Below are 15256 nucleotides of genomic sequence, written 5' to 3'. Positions count from 1 at the left end.
TCGCGCCGTTGCGTCCGGGTATCGCTGATGCCCTGGCGTAGGGGTGAAATCTACCGGCCGTTGGGGCCGTTTGCGGGAGTGGTCGATGGTTCAGGCAAGCAGTCACGCCGAGGGCGGGCAGGGGGCGACACGCTCGATCAGCCTGCTGGTGGCAGCTGTTGGGGTGGTCTATGGCGATATCGGCACCAGCCCGTTGTATACCCTCAAGGAAGTGTTCACTGGCGGTTATGGCGTACCGGTCAACCATGACGGGGTGCTGGGGATCCTGTCGCTGATCCTCTGGTCGCTGCTGTGGGTGGTGTCGTTCAAGTACGTGATGTTCATCCTGCGTGCCGATAACCAGGGCGAGGGCGGCACCATGGCGCTGACCGCGCTGGCGCGGCGGGCCACGGCGGCCTACCCGCGGCTGCGTACGCTGATGGTCATCTGCGGGTTGATCGGCGCCTCTTTGTTCTACGGCGACAGCATGATCACCCCGGCGGTGTCGGTGTTGTCGGCGGTGGAGGGCATGGGCCTGGCGTTCGACGGTATCGATCACTGGGTGGTGCCGATCTCGCTGGTGGTGCTGGTGGCGCTGTTTCTGGTGCAAAAGCATGGCACGGAGAAGATCGGCAAGGCGTTCGGCCCGATCATGGTCTGCTGGTTCCTGGTGCTGGCCGCGCTGGGCGTGCATGGCATTTCGCAGAGCCCGGAAGTGCTCAAGGCATTCAACCCAGGCTGGGCCGTCAACTTCTTCGTGGTCCACCCCGGCATGGGCGTGGCCATCCTCGGCGCGGTGGTGCTGGCGCTGACCGGTGCCGAGGCGTTGTACGCCGACATGGGCCATTTCGGCCGCAAGCCGATCGCCCGCGCCTGGTTCGCCCTGGTGCTGCCGGCGCTGGTGCTCAACTATTTCGGCCAGGGCGCAATCTTGCTGCAGAACCCTGACGCCGCGCGCAACCCGTTCTACCTGCTGGCACCGGGCTGGGCCCTGCTGCCGTTGGTGGGTCTGGCGACCATGGCCACGGTGATTGCCTCGCAGGCGGTGATTTCCGGGGCCTTCTCCCTGACCCGCCAGGCCATCCAGCTCGGTTACATCCCGCGCATGCAGATCCAGCACACCTCCAGCGACGAGCAGGGGCAGATCTACATCGGTGCGGTGAACTGGACGCTGATGGTCGGCGTGGTGCTGCTGGTGATCGGTTTCGAATCGTCCGGCGCGCTGGCTGCGGCCTATGGCGTGGCGGTGACCGGCACCATGCTGATGACCACCATCCTGGTTTCGGCGGTGATGCTGCTGCTGTGGAAATGGCCGCCGCTGCTCGCCGTGCCGATATTGGTGGGCTTTCTGCTGGTCGATGGGCTGTTCTTCGCCGCCAACGTGCCGAAGATCGTCCAGGGCGGTGCCTTCCCGGTGCTGGCAGGGGGCGTGTTGTTCCTGCTGATGAGTACCTGGAAGCGTGGCAAGCAGATCCTCGTCGAGCGTATCGATGAAGGCGGATTGCCGCTGCCGGTGTTCATCAGCAGCATTCGCGTGCAGCCGCCGCACCGGGTCGAAGGGACCGCGGTGTTCCTGACGGCGCGGCCCGACGCCGTGCCCCATGCGCTGCTGCATAACATGCTGCACAACCAGGTGCTGCACAGCCAGGTGGTGTTGCTGACGGTGGTCAGCGAAGACCGGCCGCGGGTGCCGGAGCAGGAGCGTTTCGAGGTGGAGTCGTATGGCGACGGGTTCTTCCGCGTGTTGCTGCACTTTGGCTTCATGGACGAGCCGGACGTGCCGGCGGCGCTGAAGCTGTGCCACCTGGACGAGCTGGATTTCAGCCCGATGCGCACCACCTACTTCCTGAGCCGGGAAACGGTGATTGCCTCGCGGTTGGAGGGGATGTCGCGCTGGCGGGGGAACCTGTTCGCGTTTCTGTTGAAGAACGCCAACGGCAACTTGCGCTTCTTCAACCTGCCCCTCAACCGGGTGATCGAGCTGGGGACGCAGGTCGAGATTTGAGTGAATGCGGGGGCTGCTTTGCAGCCCTTTCGCGACACAAGGCCGCTCCTACAGGTCTATTTGTGGGAGCCGGCTTGCCGGCGATTGGGGCTGCAACGCAGCCCCCATACACCTTCAGTTCTTGTCAGCGACGCTGGATTTTCCCTGGCGCGTCTCGATCTCGTCGATCAAGCGCTTGGCCAGTTGCGGGTAGTTCTCGTCAAAGTGATGCCCACCCGGCAGCTTCATGCGCTCGCCCACGGCCGTCTTGTCGGTGCAACCGCTCTCGTCGGTCTCTTCCACGCCATACACGCACACCACCTTGGACGCCGGCAGCTTGGCCATTTCCGGCCCGGTCGGTGCTTCCTGGCCTTCTTTGCCCAACCAGCCTTCCACCTCGATCTCGAAACTGCCGCTGCGGGCAAAGGCCAGCAGCATCACCGCATCGATGCGTTGCTGGTCTTCGGCGGGCAGGCGGTTGTAGATCGCCGGCAGCACGTCGGCGCCGAACGAGTAGCCGGTGAGCACGAAACGCTTGGTGCCCCACTTCTGCCGGTAGTGCTGCATCAGCTCGGACAGGTCGGCGGCGCTTTGCTCGGGGGTCTTGTGCTGCCAGTAGTAACGCAGGGTGTCGATGCCCACCACCGGGTAGCCAAGCTTGGCCATCTCGCCGGCCACGTCGCGGTCCAGGTCGCGCCAGCCGCCGTCGCCGGACAGGAACAGGGTGACGGTGTCGGTGGTTTGCCCGGCCGGCACTTCCACCACCGGTATGGCCAGGGCGTTGCCGTCATGGCCGACCAGGGCCTGGGTCAGCTGCGCCTTGAGCACTTGCGGCAGGTGGATGTCGTAGTCGCTGATGCTGGTTTCGGCATTGGCCTGATCGCGCACGAAGGCGGCGCTGGCGTCATCCGGGTTGTCGTTCCAGGCAACGTTCCAATGGCCGTGGGCCGCCGCCTTGGGCAGCGCCGCAGGGCAGCCGGGCTGTTCGATGTTGAAGTCCACCGAGATGGCCTTGGCCTTGTCGTCGGTCTGTGCGGCCAGCCAGCGCCAGGCCTGGGATGCACCTGGGCCGATACCGGCTACCAGGGTCGGCTTGTCGGACAGCTGGGTCAGTGCCTGGTCCATCGCCTGTTGCTGCTTGCTGCAGTCGCCAGGCGGCAGGATCACCTGTACCAGCTGGGCTTCACCGGCCTGGCTCAGGTCCAGCAGCTGCTTGTCGGTCAACGCTTGGTCCTGGGGCACGCCGATGGCGACCCGGGCCTTGGCATGCACGCCGGGGGTGACGCGGGTCATGCTGGTGTCATTGAGGGTCAGTTGCTCCAGGCGTGCTTCCGGAGCCGGGCGGGTCCACACCCAGAACGCCGCGGCACCGGCCAGGGCAGCCAGCAACAGGGGTATCAGTACGTACAGCCAATAGCGTCGGATCATCAACGTTTCACCAATCCAGTCAAGCCGCCAGCGATCAGGGCGGCAGTGTCAGCCAGTGCAACCAGCGGGTCGAGCCCGGCCGGCACGGCCATGTAACGGGGTTCCCAGTCCGGCTGGAACTTGTCCTTGAAGCGCCGCAGGCCCTGGAAGTTGTAAAGCTGCTCGCCACGGCGGAACACCATCGAGCCCAAGCGTTGGGTCAAAGGCGCGCCACGCCGAGGTTGCAGCCCGGAAAGCGGGACCATGCCCAGGCTGAAGCGGCCATAGTCATGGCTTTTGTAATGCAGGATCAGGCCAACCATCATGAATTCCATGGTCAGCTTGGGCGCCTCGGGATGCGCGCGCATCAGGTCGAGGCTGGCCAGTTCGTTGCCATGGGTTTCCAGCAGGTTGGCAAACGCCACTGGGCGGCCCTGGAAACGAATCAGGGCGATCCGGAAGTGCTGCAGGTACTCGGGGCTGAAGCGCCCCAGCGAGAAGCCCTTCTCGCGTACGTTCTTGCCACCGAGCCAGGCGTCGGAAATTTCCTTAAGCTCAGCCAGCGGCGCATGCCCGGGTTCGTGGATTTCCAGGCTCAGGCCGTCACGCCCGCCGCGGTTCCAGGTGTAGCGCAGGTCTTTCATCTCCTTGCCCTTGGCTTCGATGTCGAAGCGGCGCAGGTCGACGCGGGCTTCCTCGCCCAGCTTCAGCGCGGTCAGGCCGATGTCCATGTAGAACGGCAGGTTCTCCGCGCGCACCTGGTAGAACACCGGGCGGGCGTGGTGCAGGTCGCACAGGTCGCGGAACTGCCAGATCATCTCGGCACGCTCCTGGGCGGGGCCGATCGGGTCGTACAACGCCACCAGGCTACGGCCACGGCGGGCGTACATGAGGAAGGCATTGTCGCTGGGGTGGAACAGCAGGGCCTTGTCGCCGGTCAATGCCAAGCCACCGTCCGGTTGGTCGGAGGCCAGCACGATGCGGTTGGCGCGCTGCAGTTCCTCTGCGTCGGGCAGGTGGATGGTTGGGCGGGCGGTGCGCAACAGCCAGGTCAGGGCGACGATCACCAGCAGGACGGCGCTGCCCATGGCTGCTCGCAGGCCGCGCGGGGCATCGGCATCCAGGGTGAACTGCCACCACAATTGATGGCTGTAGGGCACGTCCTGGTAGGCGAACAGCAGCAGCCACACCGAGGCACCGACCACGCAGGCGCTGGCCACCAGGTAGATGGGCGAGAAGGGCAGCTCCAACAGGCGGCTCGGGCGATAGAACGACCGGCGGAACAGCGCCAGCAGGGCGGCGGTGGCGGTCAGCAGCGTGGCTTCTTCCCAGTCGAAGCCCTTGAGCAGCGACAGCACTGCGCCCATCAGCAGCAGCACCGTGGTCAGCAGCCAGGCTGCCGACAGGCGCCGGCGCAGGCCCTGGGCCAGCAGCAGGCAGAGCACGCCGATCAGGCTGGCGCCGAAGTGCGAGGCGTCGATCAATCGGTGCGGCACCAAAAAGCCCATGTGCTCAAGGCGGGTATCGATCTCCGGGGTGGCGCCGGAGAACAGCAGGACCACCCCGGAGAGGAAGACCAGAATGGCCAGGATCGGCGCCGCCAGCCCGGATGCAGCCTTGATTGCCTGCTGGGCGAACAGCAGGCGGCGCGCCTCGTTGGCCAGCAACAGCACGCACGCTACCAGCAGCGGCAGCACCACGTAGATCAGGCGGTACAGCAGCAGGGCCGCCGCCAGGGGCGCAGCGCCGAGCTGGTCGGCGAAGGCCGCCAGCAAAATGGCCTCGAACACCCCGACGCCGCCGGGCACATGGCTCAGCACGCCGGCCGCCAGGGCCAGCAGATAAACGAGTACGAAGGCGCCGAATGGCGGCGCTTCTGGCAGCAGCAGGTAGAGCACGGTGGCGGCGGCCGCGACGTCCAGGGCGGTAATCAGCAGTTGCAATGCAGCCAGGCGGGCGCCAGGCAGGCGCAGGGTACGCCGGCCAAGTTGCACCAACAGGCTGTCTGCCAGCGGCTGTTCCGCCAGGCGGCGCCGGTACAAACCGATGACCAGCACCAGGGTCAGTGCCAGCACCGCGATGGCAATCGCGGCCAGCACGCTGGCGGGCAGGCGCAAGGCGGTCGAGGCGGCCGGCAGGTTGCTCAAGGTGGCGAGTGCCGCCAGCGGCGGCAGGGCACAGCCCAGCGACAGGCTGGCAAACACCGTCATGCGTGCGACTTCAGCGGCGCCCAGGCCTTGGCGGGCATACAGGCGATAGCGCACCGAGCCACCCGACAACATCGACAGGCCGATGGCATTGCCAATGGCGAATGCGCTGAAACCGCCCAGCAGCAGCGTGCGCGCCGGCAGCTTCACGGCGGCATAGCGGCTTGCCGACCATTCATAACCCAGCAGGATCACGAAGCCGACCACCGTTGCCATGAAGGCGCCGAGCAGGGACTGGGCCGGCACGCTGAGCATGGCATCGTGCAGCGCATAGATGTCCAGCTCGCTCAACAGGTGGCGACAGGCGATCAGCGCCATGCCGAACAGCAACAGGGTCACGCCCAGCCCGATTGGCTGGCGATAGCGACTCAAACGTTCGAGCCAGGGCAGGCGTTGCGCGGCGGTAGGCAATGCGGCAGCAAGTGGAACCTGGGGTTCGGGGTTGTGGGAAGTCATTGATTACCCCGTGCATGCAGCGCGAGGTTCGGGAAAGGTGCGGCCAAGTGAAAGTCCCTTTGGAAAACGTGTCCAGATAGTACTCCGGGCAACGTTACTTTCAGTCGTCCGGCACGGTTAAAGATAGTTCATCCTGTAGGAGATATCTCAACCCTGCGGGTTGGCGGTCGGCAAAGGGGAGGGGAAGGGTTTTTTAGCCGATGAAATGCAACAAACCCCGCGCTGCTGTTACACAGGCGGGGTTTGTTCTGACGAATATGGTTGCGGGAGCCGGATTTGAACCGACGACCTTCGGGTTATGAGCCCGACGAGCTACCAGGCTGCTCCATCCCGCGTCAGAGGGGCGCATTCTACAGCTTCAACAGTTGTGGTCAAGCATTATCGTTGCTTGTCCGGGTTTTTATTCACTGCAGCTTATTCAAGGCAAAGAAAAAGGCCACTGCGTTAACAGTGGCCTTTTCTCGAATCTGGTTGCGGGAGCCGGATTTGAACCGACGACCTTCGGGTTATGAGCCCGACGAGCTACCAGGCTGCTCCATCCCGCGCCTGTGAGATCGAATTCTACGGAATTACTTCCCTATGTCAAGCTTTTACTTCAAAAAAACCTTTTTCGTTCAAACCCTTAGCGCTTGAATAGGGCCCGCAGCGCAGCTGTGGCGGGCCTTTCAGGCCGATTATCGAGCCGGGCTGGGAGCCGTGGGGTTGCATGCGCTACTATCTGTATGAATTTACAGTACTGACGGTCGTCCATGTCTTTGCGCAAGATCATCCATATCGACTGCGATTGCTTCTACGCCGCCATCGAGATGCGTGACGACCCGCGCCTGGCAGGGCGGCCGATGGCGGTGGGCGGTTCGCCCGACCACCGTGGGGTGATTGCCACGTGCAACTATGAAGCCCGAGCCTATGGCGTGCGTTCGGCCATGTCGTCGCGCCATGCGCTCAAGCTGTGCCCTGACCTGCTGATCGTCAAACCGCGTTTCGAGGCCTACCGCGAAGCCTCACGCGAGATCCACGCGATTTTCCGTGACTACACCGAACTGATCGAGCCGTTGTCGCTGGATGAAGCCTACCTGGATGTCAGTGACAGCCAATGGTTCGCCGGGAGCGCCACGCGCATCGCCGAAGACATCCGCCGGCGTGTGGCCCGCACCCTGCATATCACCGTGTCGGCGGGCGTGGCGCCGAACAAGTTTCTGGCCAAGGTCGCCAGTGACTGGCGCAAGCCCAATGGGCTTTTCGTGATTACCCCCGACCAGGTCGAGGCCTTTGTCGCTGCTTTGCCGGTCGCCAGGCTGCATGGGGTGGGCAAGGTCACGGCAGACAAGCTGGCGCGCCTGGGGATCGTTACCTGCCAGGATTTGCGCGAATGGCCCCGGCTGAACCTGGTGCGCGAGTTCGGCAGTTTCGGCGAGCGGCTGTGGGGGCTGGCGCGAGGCATCGACGAGCGCGCGGTGCACAATGACAGCCGGCGCCAATCGGTGAGCGTGGAGAACACCTACGACACCGACCTGCCGGACCTGGCCAGTTGCCTTGAGCGCCTGCCAGAGCTGCTCGACAGCCTGAACGAGCGGATTGCGCGCATGGACAGCAGCTACCGGCCAGAAAAGCCCTTCGTGAAAGTGAAGTTCCATGACTTCAGCCAGACCACCCTGGAGCAAGCGGGGGCAGGGCGCGACCTGGAAAGCTATCGGCAATTGCTGCGCCAGGCCTTCGCGCGGGGTGGCAAGCCGGTGCGGTTGCTGGGGGTGGGGGTCAGGTTGCGGGACTTGCGCGGTGCGCACGAGCAACTGGAGTTGTTCGCGGATAAATGAAAAGGGCTGCATGAAGCAGCCCTTGTTCAATCATCTATTGCACGCCGGGGTCGGCTACCAGTCGCCCGGTAGCCTTGGTCAGTGCCTGCAGAAACTCCTTCTGCAGCTCCGGGTCGTTGCGGGTCAGCTCGACCAGGCTCTGCTCCATCTCGCTGGCTTCCTCTTCCAGGCCCAGCTCCGACAGGCGCTTGACCCGGTGCACCCACTGGCCCACATCGTCGTCTTCGAGGTCATCGAAAATCAGCTCGTGGGCTTCCTGCAGTTTATTGCGCAAGGTCGTGCTGACCAGCAGGCTGGCATCGCCGCGCACCGCATTTTCCTCATCGACCACCTGCAGGTGCAGGGTGCCGACGTGGTTCAGGTGCTGCTCGGAGAATGGGCTGTCCAGCAGGTTCAGGCGCAGCACGCCGTTCCTGTCGGTGGTCAGCTCGTGGGTCAGCTTGCCTGCCTTCACTTCGACCAGGCGCTCGCTCCACGGCAGGCTGGTGAATTCCTCGCGCTTGTCCTTCTGCACTTCGCTGATCCCGGCCAGGTTCTGCTGGGCGCGGCCATTGGACTGCACGTTCATGAACGGGTTGAGCCCGGCCACGCCATAGCTGAGCCAATCGTGGGTAACGCTGTCGGGCAGGTTGCCCAGGGCGAACACGTTGACCACGTTGGCGCCGACACCGGCCACCACGGCCACTGCGCCCAGCGGGATCTCGTAGATCTCCCGCCAAGGCTGGTACGGCGTATAGCGGTCGTAGCGCCGGGTCACTTCGAACTCGGTGACTTCGAAGCGCTTCTGTTCATGGATGCGCACGCGCCGTTGCGGAAGCTCCATCACCTTGGGCTCGCCGACATCGATCTGCAGGGTGTGCTCGAGCAGTTTGCGCTCGACGCGCTCCTCATGCTCGCTGCGCTGGGACATCTGGTTGGCGCAGCCGCTGACGAGCAGGGTGCCGCACAGTGCGGCACCCCCCAGGGTAAAGGTACTTCGCTTGGACATGATCACTCGTGCATTGATTATCAGCGGCGAACGCGGGCCTGCAGGAAGCTCAGCACTTCATTGAGCGGCAGCGGTTGGGCGTCCTGCTCGGTGCGGTGCTTGTATTCCAGGTTGCCATCGGCCAGGCCGCGGTCGCTGACGACGATACGGTGTGGGATGCCGATCAGCTCCATGTCGGCAAACTTGATGCCGGGGCTGGTCTTCTTGTCGCGGTCGTCCAGCAGCACTTCAAAGCCGGCAGCGGTCAGTTCGGCGTACAGCTTGTCGGTCGCCTCGCGCACCACTTCGGTTTCGTAACGCAGCGGTACCAGGGCGATCTGGAACGGAGCCAGGGCGTCGTTCCAGATGATGCCCTTGTCGTCATAGCTCTGCTCGATGGCAGCGGCGACCACGCGGGACACGCCGATGCCGTAGCAGCCCATGGCAAGGGTGACCGGCTTGCCGTTCTCGCCCAGTACCTGGCACTTGAGCGCCTCGCTGTACTTGGTGCCGAGCTGGAAGATGTGGCCCACTTCGATGCCGCGCTTGATCACCAGGGTGCCCTGGCCGTCCGGGCTTGGGTCGCCCTCGACGACGTTGCGCAGGTCGGCGACTTCCGGGACAGGCAGGTCACGCTCCCAGTTGACGCCAAAGTAGTGCTTGTCGTCGATGTTGGCGCCGATGCCGAAGTCGCTCATCAGGGCGACCGAACGGTCGATCACGCACTCCAGCGGCAGGTTCAGCGGGCCGAGGGAGCCGGCGCCGGCACCAATGGCCGCGCGCAGTTCGGCGTCGGTGGCCATGACCACAGGGTCGGCGACCTGTTCCAGCTTGGCGGCCTTGATTTCGTTGAGCTCGTGGTCGCCACGCACCACCAGGGCCACCAGCTTGCCTTCTTCGGCGCCGTGCACGATCAGGGTCTTGACGGTCTTTTCGATCGGCAGGCCGAAATTCTCGACCAGCTGGGCGATGGTCTTGGCATCCGGGGTATCGACCAGGCGCAGCTCCTCGGTTGGGGCAGGGCGCACGGTTTCGCGCGGGATGGCCTCGGCCTTCTCGATGTTGGCGGCGTAGTCGGAGCTGTCGCTGAAGATCACGTCGTCTTCGCCGGACTCGGCTAGCACGTGGAATTCATGGGAGTAGCTGCCACCGATGGAGCCGGTGTCGGCCTGCACTGGGCGGAAGTCCAGGCCCAGGCGGGTGAAGACGTTGGAGTACGCCTGGTGCATGCGGTCGTAGGTTTCCTGCAAGGAAGCCTGGTCGGCATGGAAGGAGTAGGCGTCCTTCATGATGAACTCGCGGCCGCGCATCAGGCCGAAGCGCGGGCGGATCTCGTCACGGAACTTGGTCTGGATCTGGTACATGTTGAGCGGCAGCTGTTTATAGCTGGACAGCTCGTTGCGGGCCAGGTCGGTGATGACTTCTTCGTGGGTCGGGCCGACGCAGAAATCACGGTTGTGGCGGTCTTTGAGGCGCAGCAGCTCAGGGCCGTACTGCTCCCAGCGGCCGGATTCCTGCCACAGCTCGGCTGGCTGGATGCTCGGCATCAGCACTTCCAGGGCGCCGGCGTCGTTCATTTCCTCGCGTACCACGGCTTCGACCTTGCGCATGACTCGCAGGCCCATCGGCAGCCAGGTGTACAGGCCGGAGGCCAGTTTGCGGATCATGCCGGCACGCAGCATGAGCTGATGGCTGATGACCACTGCGTCGGCAGGGGTTTCTTTCTGGGTGGCGAGCAAATATTGACTGGTGCGCATGGTTAGCCGTGTCGATTGCCTAAGACATTGAAATGACCCCGCATTGTACGGGGGCGAAACGAAGGCGTACAGAATGCCCCAGGCGGGGGCAGTTGTCAGCCAAGAAAAAGCCCGGCGGGTTGGCCGGGCTTTTTCATGTGCGGGGCACGCTATAAGCCAGGCTTACAGGATGCTCAGCGGGTACTCGACGATCAGGCGCAGTTCGTCCAGCGATGGGGAGCCGTAGTAGACGCCATCGGAAGAGCGGTAGGTGGCCTGACGCACGCGGAAGCTCAGGTCCTTGGCAGGGCCTTCTTGCAGCACGTACTTGATGTCGATGTCGCGTTCCCATTCCTTGCCGTTGCTGGTGGTGCCGGTGTTGGCATCGGAACCGCGCACGTAACGGGTCATGAAGGTCAGGCCTGGCACGCCGAACTCGGCGAAGTTCAGGTCGTAGCGAGCCTGCCAGGATTTCTCGTCTTCGGCGTTGAAGTCGGAACGGGCCACGGAGTTGGCCAGGAAGATGGTGCCGCCGCCGTCCACGCCGTAACCGTAGTCGCCGTCACCGGTGACTTTCTGGTAAGCCAGGGTGAAGGTGTGGGCGCCGATGTTGTACGCGCCCGACAGGCTGAAGGCACGGTTGTCGAGCTTGGTGGTGCCATCGTTCTCGGCACGTTGCAGGCCCTGGCCATCGCTCTTGGTGTCATAGATGTTGAAGTCGAACACCAGGCCTTGCTTGTCGGAGATTGGCAGCGCCCAGTTGACGTTGGCGTAGTACTTGCGCCAGTAGTCTTCGACCTTGGAGTAGTACAGGCTGGTGCTGAGGTTGTCGGTGAAGGCGTAGGTGCCGCCGACGACATCGGCTTTCTTCAGGTGCAGGCTGTCGTGGTCGCTTTCAGACTGGGCGTTCAGGGCGGTGAAGTGACCAGCGTTCAGGGTCAGGCCCTTGATTTCGCTGCTGGTGATCAGCGCGCCTTCCACGGTTTCCGGCAGCAGTCGGCTGTCGTCGGTGGCCAGCACTGGCAGTGCGGTGAACTGGGTACCATACTTCAGCACGGTATCGGAGATGCGCATTTTTACCGCGCCGCCGCCTTCGGAGAACTCATCCTGCGCACGGCCGTCGCCGTCTGTCGGGAACTGGCCGGTGGAGTGGCGGCCTTTGCCGCTGTCCAGTTTCAGGCCCAGCATGCCGATGGCGTCGACACCAAAGCCGACGGTGCCTTGGGTGAAGCCCGACTCGTAGGTGCCCAGGAAGCCCAGGCCGGTTTCTTCTACGCGGCTCTGGCTGCCAGCCGGGTTGTTACGGTAGTCGCGGCTGAAGTACAGCATGCGAGTCTTGACGTTCAGCTTGCTGTCTTCGAGGAAACCCTTGGACTCGTCCTGGGAAGATGCCAGGGCCATTTGCGAGGTCCCTGCCGAAACGGCCAGGGCGATCATGCTCCACTTCATCACGCGCATCGTGATTTGCTCCTTTGGTTTTTAGGAAGAGTACCGCTGCGCCCAAGTTTTTTAGTTATATGGGGCAGCTCTTTCTTGTTATGTCGGCGGAAATGTATAGCACGCTGACTGTTGTTGGCGATATGGGTATATAAAACCTTTCGGGAACTTTATAGCCATGTCGCTTATAGGTATTTCCGTGTCGCAAATCACGCGCCGGTTTAACCGGGCGTACAACCCCAGCGCTGTTCCTGTCACCCCATGCAAGCCGTAAGTGTCGGCTGCGGTTGAAGAAACTCCCTGGTGAATCCAATGCCGCTGTTGTTATTTGTCGCGTCCACCGCATCATGCAGGTGTCGTGCCGACTTGGCGTGAAAGGAATGCAACAAGCGTGCTCAAAATTAACAACGCTTGATGAAATTTTCACAACACCCTGGGCCGCAGGTGGAAAAGTGCCGGAAATACGGGGTGTGGCTTGTATGATGGTGTGCCAAAACAAATGTCACCGGAAAAGCAAAAACCTGTCATAAAAGTCAATGTGTTACCGGCGACTGTTCATGTTGAGTAGATGCGCTGGGTAAAACCGTATTGGTGTGTCGTAGCGCGGCCTCATTTTGGTGCGAAAAGTAGCGTTGTGTTACCGCCACTGTGCAGCCTTCATCGATTGCTGAACTGAAACCGCGCAGCAGGGTATCCTTGCGGCCATGCTCCCGTAGTCACGGGCGGTTTTGCTTGATGGAGGTTTACCGTGTTTTTGATGGATTCTCGTTTGCAGCAGGATTCCCTGGTACTGGGTGATTTTCCGTTGTGCCGGCTGCTGCTGAGCAAGGATGCCAACTATCCCTGGTTCATCCTGGTGCCCAAGCGCCCAGGTGCAAGTGAGTTGTTCGACTTGAGCCAGGAAGACCAGGCGCAGTTGTGGAAAGAAACCACTTATCTGGCCGAAGCACTCAAGCGCGAGTTCGCCGCCGACAAGATGAACGTTGCCACCCTGGGCAACGTGGTCAGCCAGATGCACATGCACGTGATCGTTCGTCACCAGCATGACGCCGCCTGGCCTGCACCGGTGTGGGGCAAGGTGCCTGCGCTGGCTTATGCGCCGGAGCAGGTGGAGGCGATTCGCGCGCGCCTGCGTGCGCTGCTTGAAAACGATTACCAGGAGGCCTGACATGTCGCTGGAATCGCGCATCATCGAACTGGAAACCCGCCAGGCGTTTCAGGACGACACCATTCAAGCGCTCAATGATGTGGTGGCCGAGCAGGGGCAGGTGATCGATCGCCTGCAATTGCAGATGGCCGAGCTGATCAAGCGTTATGAGGAGATGGTCGGCCAGTACGGCAGTGAAGGGGAAGAGGCGCCGCCGCCGCATTACTGAGAGGGAGGGTAGCCCTGGGGAGCCCCAGGGCTGGCTGTGGTCAGCGGCGATTCACCGCGACTACGTCTTCGGCCTGAAGGCCCTTGTCGCGGTGCATGACCGAAAACTCCACGCGCTGGCCTTCGACCAGGATGCGGTGGCCTTCGCCGCGAATGGCGCGAAAGTGAACGAAGATATCGTCACCCGAATCGCGCGAAATGAAGCCGAAGCCCTTGGAGGTGTTGAACCACTTCACGGTGCCGGTATCCCGCTGGCCGGCGTCCTGAGAGGCGTTCGAGCTGCTGCGCACCTTACGGCTGGCGCGGGCAAAGCCGGCCGCCAGGTGCAGGGCCACGGCCAGGGTGGCACACACCAGGGCGGCCAGGTTGCCCATTTCCGGGCGGGCGAGCAGGGTCAGTGTCTGCAGTACCACGGCCACCACCAAAAGGGCGCAGGCCAGGTGCTGCAGCTGCTGGCGTGCACCGCGGTAATACAGGGGCACGACCGGGGCCAGCAGCAGGTTGAGCAGGCCGAGCAGGGCCAGGTAGACCGCGTCGGGTTGCTGCAGGAAGGGTGTCGCATCGGTTTTCAGGCTGGGTATGAGCGAGAGCAGCAAAGCCGCAACGCCCGTCACCAGGTGGACGATCTTGAACATGGGTTGGCTCGCAGTTGATAAGGCCGATCACAGGAAGAGCTGGCAACGCGGTGCGCATGAGGTGTAGAACGCGATCACGCGGTACGCCAGCCTATGCACCCGGCAATAACAGTCCGCACGGGTGGCACCGTGCCTATTTAACAGCAAAGCCGGGCCCTTCTCAAACCGAGGGGGTCGATGGCGTTCGCTTGCGCTGGGTCATGGGCGGGTTGGGCAAAGTGTTGATACAGTGTGTCAGGCCTGCTTGATCATCAAGCCCAATGCAAAGGGGAACTTCATGGCAATCGATATCGGTATCAGTGAAGAAGATCGCAAGTCCATCGCCGAAGGGCTTTCCCGCCTGTTGTCGGATACCTATGTGCTGTATCTGAAAACCCACAACTTCCACTGGAACGTCGAAGGTCCGTCGTTCCGCACCCTGCACCTGATGTTCGAGGAGCAGTACAACGAACTGGCGCTGGCCGTCGACTCGATCGCCGAGCGCATTCGCACCCTGGGCTTCCCGGCGCCGGGGTCTTATGCCTTTTATGCGCGCCACTCTTCCATCAAGGAAGAAGAGGGGGTGCCGGCTGCCGAAGAGATGATTCGCCAGCTGGTGGATGGGCAGGAAGCCGTGGTGCGCACGGCGCGCAGCATTTTCCCGGTGGTGGACAAGGTCAGCGATGAGCCTACCGCCGACCTGCTGACCCAGCGCATGCAGGTGCACGAGAAAACCGCCTGGATGCTGCGAGTGCTGCTCAAGGGTCAATAGTCCGATGCGGTTGTAGGTAGCCCCCAAAAGCCCGGCCGAATGCTCTTCGGCCGGGCTTTTTCGTTTGTACAGGAAGGCTTTGCCGCTGCTTTGAATGCGCCCGTGCGCGCTTGATTCGCCCCAGGGTCCCTGCATGCGCTGCAGGGAAGTTGGTGGTAGTCAGTGAGTGGGGCGTAGTATGCAAGCGAACAAGCGACGGATAGGCCTGGGATGCTGGCCAGGCAAGCAGTGCATCGATCCGTTCAAGGCAGATTTCGACATGGTGCAGGTTCAGCCGGTATCGCGTTCGGTGCGGCTCAACGGGTTTTCCACCTGCCTGCGGCTGGAAGGCGTCTACTGGGGCATCCTCGAACGCATTGCCGAGGCCAATCAGTGCTCGGTCAGCGCCGTGCTCTCCTACGTGGACCGTGAGGTGCACCTGCGCCAGGGCGGGGTGCGCAACTTCAGCGGGCTGATCCGGGTGATCTGTGTCGCCTGGCTGCTCGACCCGCCAAGTGCACGCTGATCG

General features: G+C 62.9%; 12 protein-coding genes and 2 tRNA genes. 6 read left to right on the top strand and 8 right to left on the bottom strand.

The features are described from left to right. Positions 1-85: 85 nt before the first annotated feature. Positions 86-1984: a potassium transporter Kup gene (locus ACIPG5_RS06950; protein WP_236236615.1), complete on the top strand. Its 1899-nt coding sequence runs from the start codon at positions 86-88 to the stop codon at positions 1982-1984. 114 nt (positions 1985-2098) lie between these two features. Here the strand turns inward: ACIPG5_RS06950 and ACIPG5_RS06945 are convergent, their stop codons facing one another. The 4 genes from ACIPG5_RS06945 to ACIPG5_RS06930 form a co-directional block, all read right to left on the bottom strand. Continuing rightward, on the bottom strand, positions 2099-3391 hold the full coding sequence (locus ACIPG5_RS06945) for a virulence factor family protein (protein ID WP_176511579.1): 1293 nt from the start codon (positions 3389-3391) through the stop codon (positions 2099-2101). Beyond that, positions 3391-6033, bottom strand: a complete 2643-nt coding sequence (gene mprF / locus ACIPG5_RS06940) for a bifunctional lysylphosphatidylglycerol flippase/synthetase MprF (RefSeq protein ID WP_176511580.1) — start codon at positions 6031-6033, stop codon at positions 3391-3393. Before mprF ends, ACIPG5_RS06945 begins: the two co-directional genes overlap by 1 nt. Before the next feature lie 258 nt (positions 6034-6291). Beyond that, positions 6292-6368 (bottom strand) — tRNA-Met (locus ACIPG5_RS06935). 133 nt (positions 6369-6501) lie between these two features. Then, positions 6502-6578 (bottom strand) — tRNA-Met (locus tag ACIPG5_RS06930). 210 nt (positions 6579-6788) lie between these two features. Here ACIPG5_RS06930 and dinB point away from each other — a divergent pair. Continuing rightward, positions 6789-7847, top strand: a complete 1059-nt coding sequence (gene dinB, locus ACIPG5_RS06925) for a DNA polymerase IV (protein WP_176511600.1) — start codon at positions 6789-6791, stop codon at positions 7845-7847. Between the two features lie 34 nt (positions 7848-7881). On the opposite strand, the gene ACIPG5_RS06920 is transcribed toward dinB, so the two are convergent. The 3 genes from ACIPG5_RS06920 to ACIPG5_RS06910 all read right to left on the bottom strand — a co-directional run bounded on the left by ACIPG5_RS06920 (position 7882) and on the right by ACIPG5_RS06910 (position 12008). Further along, positions 7882-8835 carry a hypothetical protein gene (locus ACIPG5_RS06920; RefSeq protein ID WP_176511581.1) on the bottom strand — a complete coding sequence of 318 codons (954 nt, stop codon included), beginning with the start codon at positions 8833-8835 and terminating at the stop codon, positions 7882-7884. 20 nt (positions 8836-8855) lie between these two features. After that, positions 8856-10571: a proline--tRNA ligase gene (locus ACIPG5_RS06915; protein WP_401373939.1), complete on the bottom strand. Its 1716-nt coding sequence runs from the start codon at positions 10569-10571 to the stop codon at positions 8856-8858. A gap of 162 nt (positions 10572-10733) precedes the next feature. After that, the gene (locus tag ACIPG5_RS06910) at positions 10734-12008 is read right to left on the bottom strand and encodes an OprD family porin (protein ID WP_176511583.1); all 1275 of its coding nucleotides are present in this window, start codon (positions 12006-12008) and stop codon (positions 10734-10736) included. 727 nt (positions 12009-12735) lie between these two features. On the opposite strand from ACIPG5_RS06910, the gene ACIPG5_RS06905 reads away from it, so the two are divergent. Together ACIPG5_RS06905 and ACIPG5_RS06900 are read left to right on the top strand one after the other, a co-directional pair. Then, entirely contained in the window at positions 12736-13155 is a 420-nt protein-coding gene (locus ACIPG5_RS06905) for an HIT domain-containing protein (protein WP_176511584.1), read from the top strand. Between the two features lies 1 nt (position 13156). Continuing rightward, the gene (locus tag ACIPG5_RS06900; protein ID WP_176511585.1) at positions 13157-13363 is read left to right on the top strand and encodes a SlyX family protein; all 207 of its coding nucleotides are present in this window, start codon (positions 13157-13159) and stop codon (positions 13361-13363) included. A gap of 40 nt (positions 13364-13403) precedes the next feature. Here ACIPG5_RS06900 and ACIPG5_RS06895 read toward each other — a convergent pair whose 3' ends face one another. Beyond that, a complete protein-coding gene (locus ACIPG5_RS06895; RefSeq protein ID WP_176511586.1) occupies positions 13404-13997 on the bottom strand; it encodes a cold-shock protein in 594 nt (197 codons plus the stop codon). A gap of 277 nt (positions 13998-14274) precedes the next feature. Between ACIPG5_RS06895 and ACIPG5_RS06890 the strand changes: the two genes are divergently transcribed. Further along, positions 14275-14748 carry a Dps family protein gene (locus ACIPG5_RS06890; RefSeq protein WP_176511587.1) on the top strand — a complete coding sequence of 158 codons (474 nt, stop codon included), beginning with the start codon at positions 14275-14277 and terminating at the stop codon, positions 14746-14748. Between the two features lie 178 nt (positions 14749-14926). Beyond that, a complete protein-coding gene (locus ACIPG5_RS06885; RefSeq protein ID WP_176511588.1) occupies positions 14927-15253 on the top strand; it encodes a ribbon-helix-helix domain-containing protein in 327 nt (108 codons plus the stop codon). Positions 15254-15256 lie beyond the last annotated feature (3 nt).

This window comes from Pseudomonas sp. NPDC087029 (assembly GCF_044745345.1).
GTDB classification, from domain to species: Bacteria; Pseudomonadota; Gammaproteobacteria; order Pseudomonadales; family Pseudomonadaceae; genus Aquipseudomonas; species Aquipseudomonas faucium.
This window is presented reverse-complemented; position numbering and strand designations above follow the sequence as displayed.

Excerpts from the sequence above, each read along its gene's own strand:
- ACIPG5_RS06945 (WP_176511579.1), bottom strand. The coding sequence starts at position 3,391 with ATGATCCGACGCTATTGGCTGTACGTACTGATACCCCTGTTGCTGGCT.
- ACIPG5_RS06950 (WP_236236615.1), top strand. The coding sequence starts at position 86 with ATGGTTCAGGCAAGCAGTCACGCCGAGGGCGGGCAGGGGGCGACACGC.
- mprF (WP_176511580.1), bottom strand. The coding sequence starts at position 6,033 with ATGACTTCCCACAACCCCGAACCCCAGGTTCCACTTGCTGCCGCATTG.
- ACIPG5_RS06885 (WP_176511588.1), top strand. The coding sequence starts at position 14,927 with ATGCAAGCGAACAAGCGACGGATAGGCCTGGGATGCTGGCCAGGCAAG.
- ACIPG5_RS06910 (WP_176511583.1), bottom strand. The coding sequence starts at position 12,008 with ATGCGCGTGATGAAGTGGAGCATGATCGCCCTGGCCGTTTCGGCAGGG.
- ACIPG5_RS06915 (WP_401373939.1), bottom strand. The coding sequence starts at position 10,571 with ATGCGCACCAGTCAATATTTGCTCGCCACCCAGAAAGAAACCCCTGCC.
- ACIPG5_RS06890 (WP_176511587.1), top strand. The coding sequence starts at position 14,275 with ATGGCAATCGATATCGGTATCAGTGAAGAAGATCGCAAGTCCATCGCC.
- ACIPG5_RS06900 (WP_176511585.1), top strand. The coding sequence starts at position 13,157 with ATGTCGCTGGAATCGCGCATCATCGAACTGGAAACCCGCCAGGCGTTT.
- ACIPG5_RS06895 (WP_176511586.1), bottom strand. The coding sequence starts at position 13,997 with ATGTTCAAGATCGTCCACCTGGTGACGGGCGTTGCGGCTTTGCTGCTC.
- ACIPG5_RS06920 (WP_176511581.1), bottom strand. The coding sequence starts at position 8,835 with ATGTCCAAGCGAAGTACCTTTACCCTGGGGGGTGCCGCACTGTGCGGC.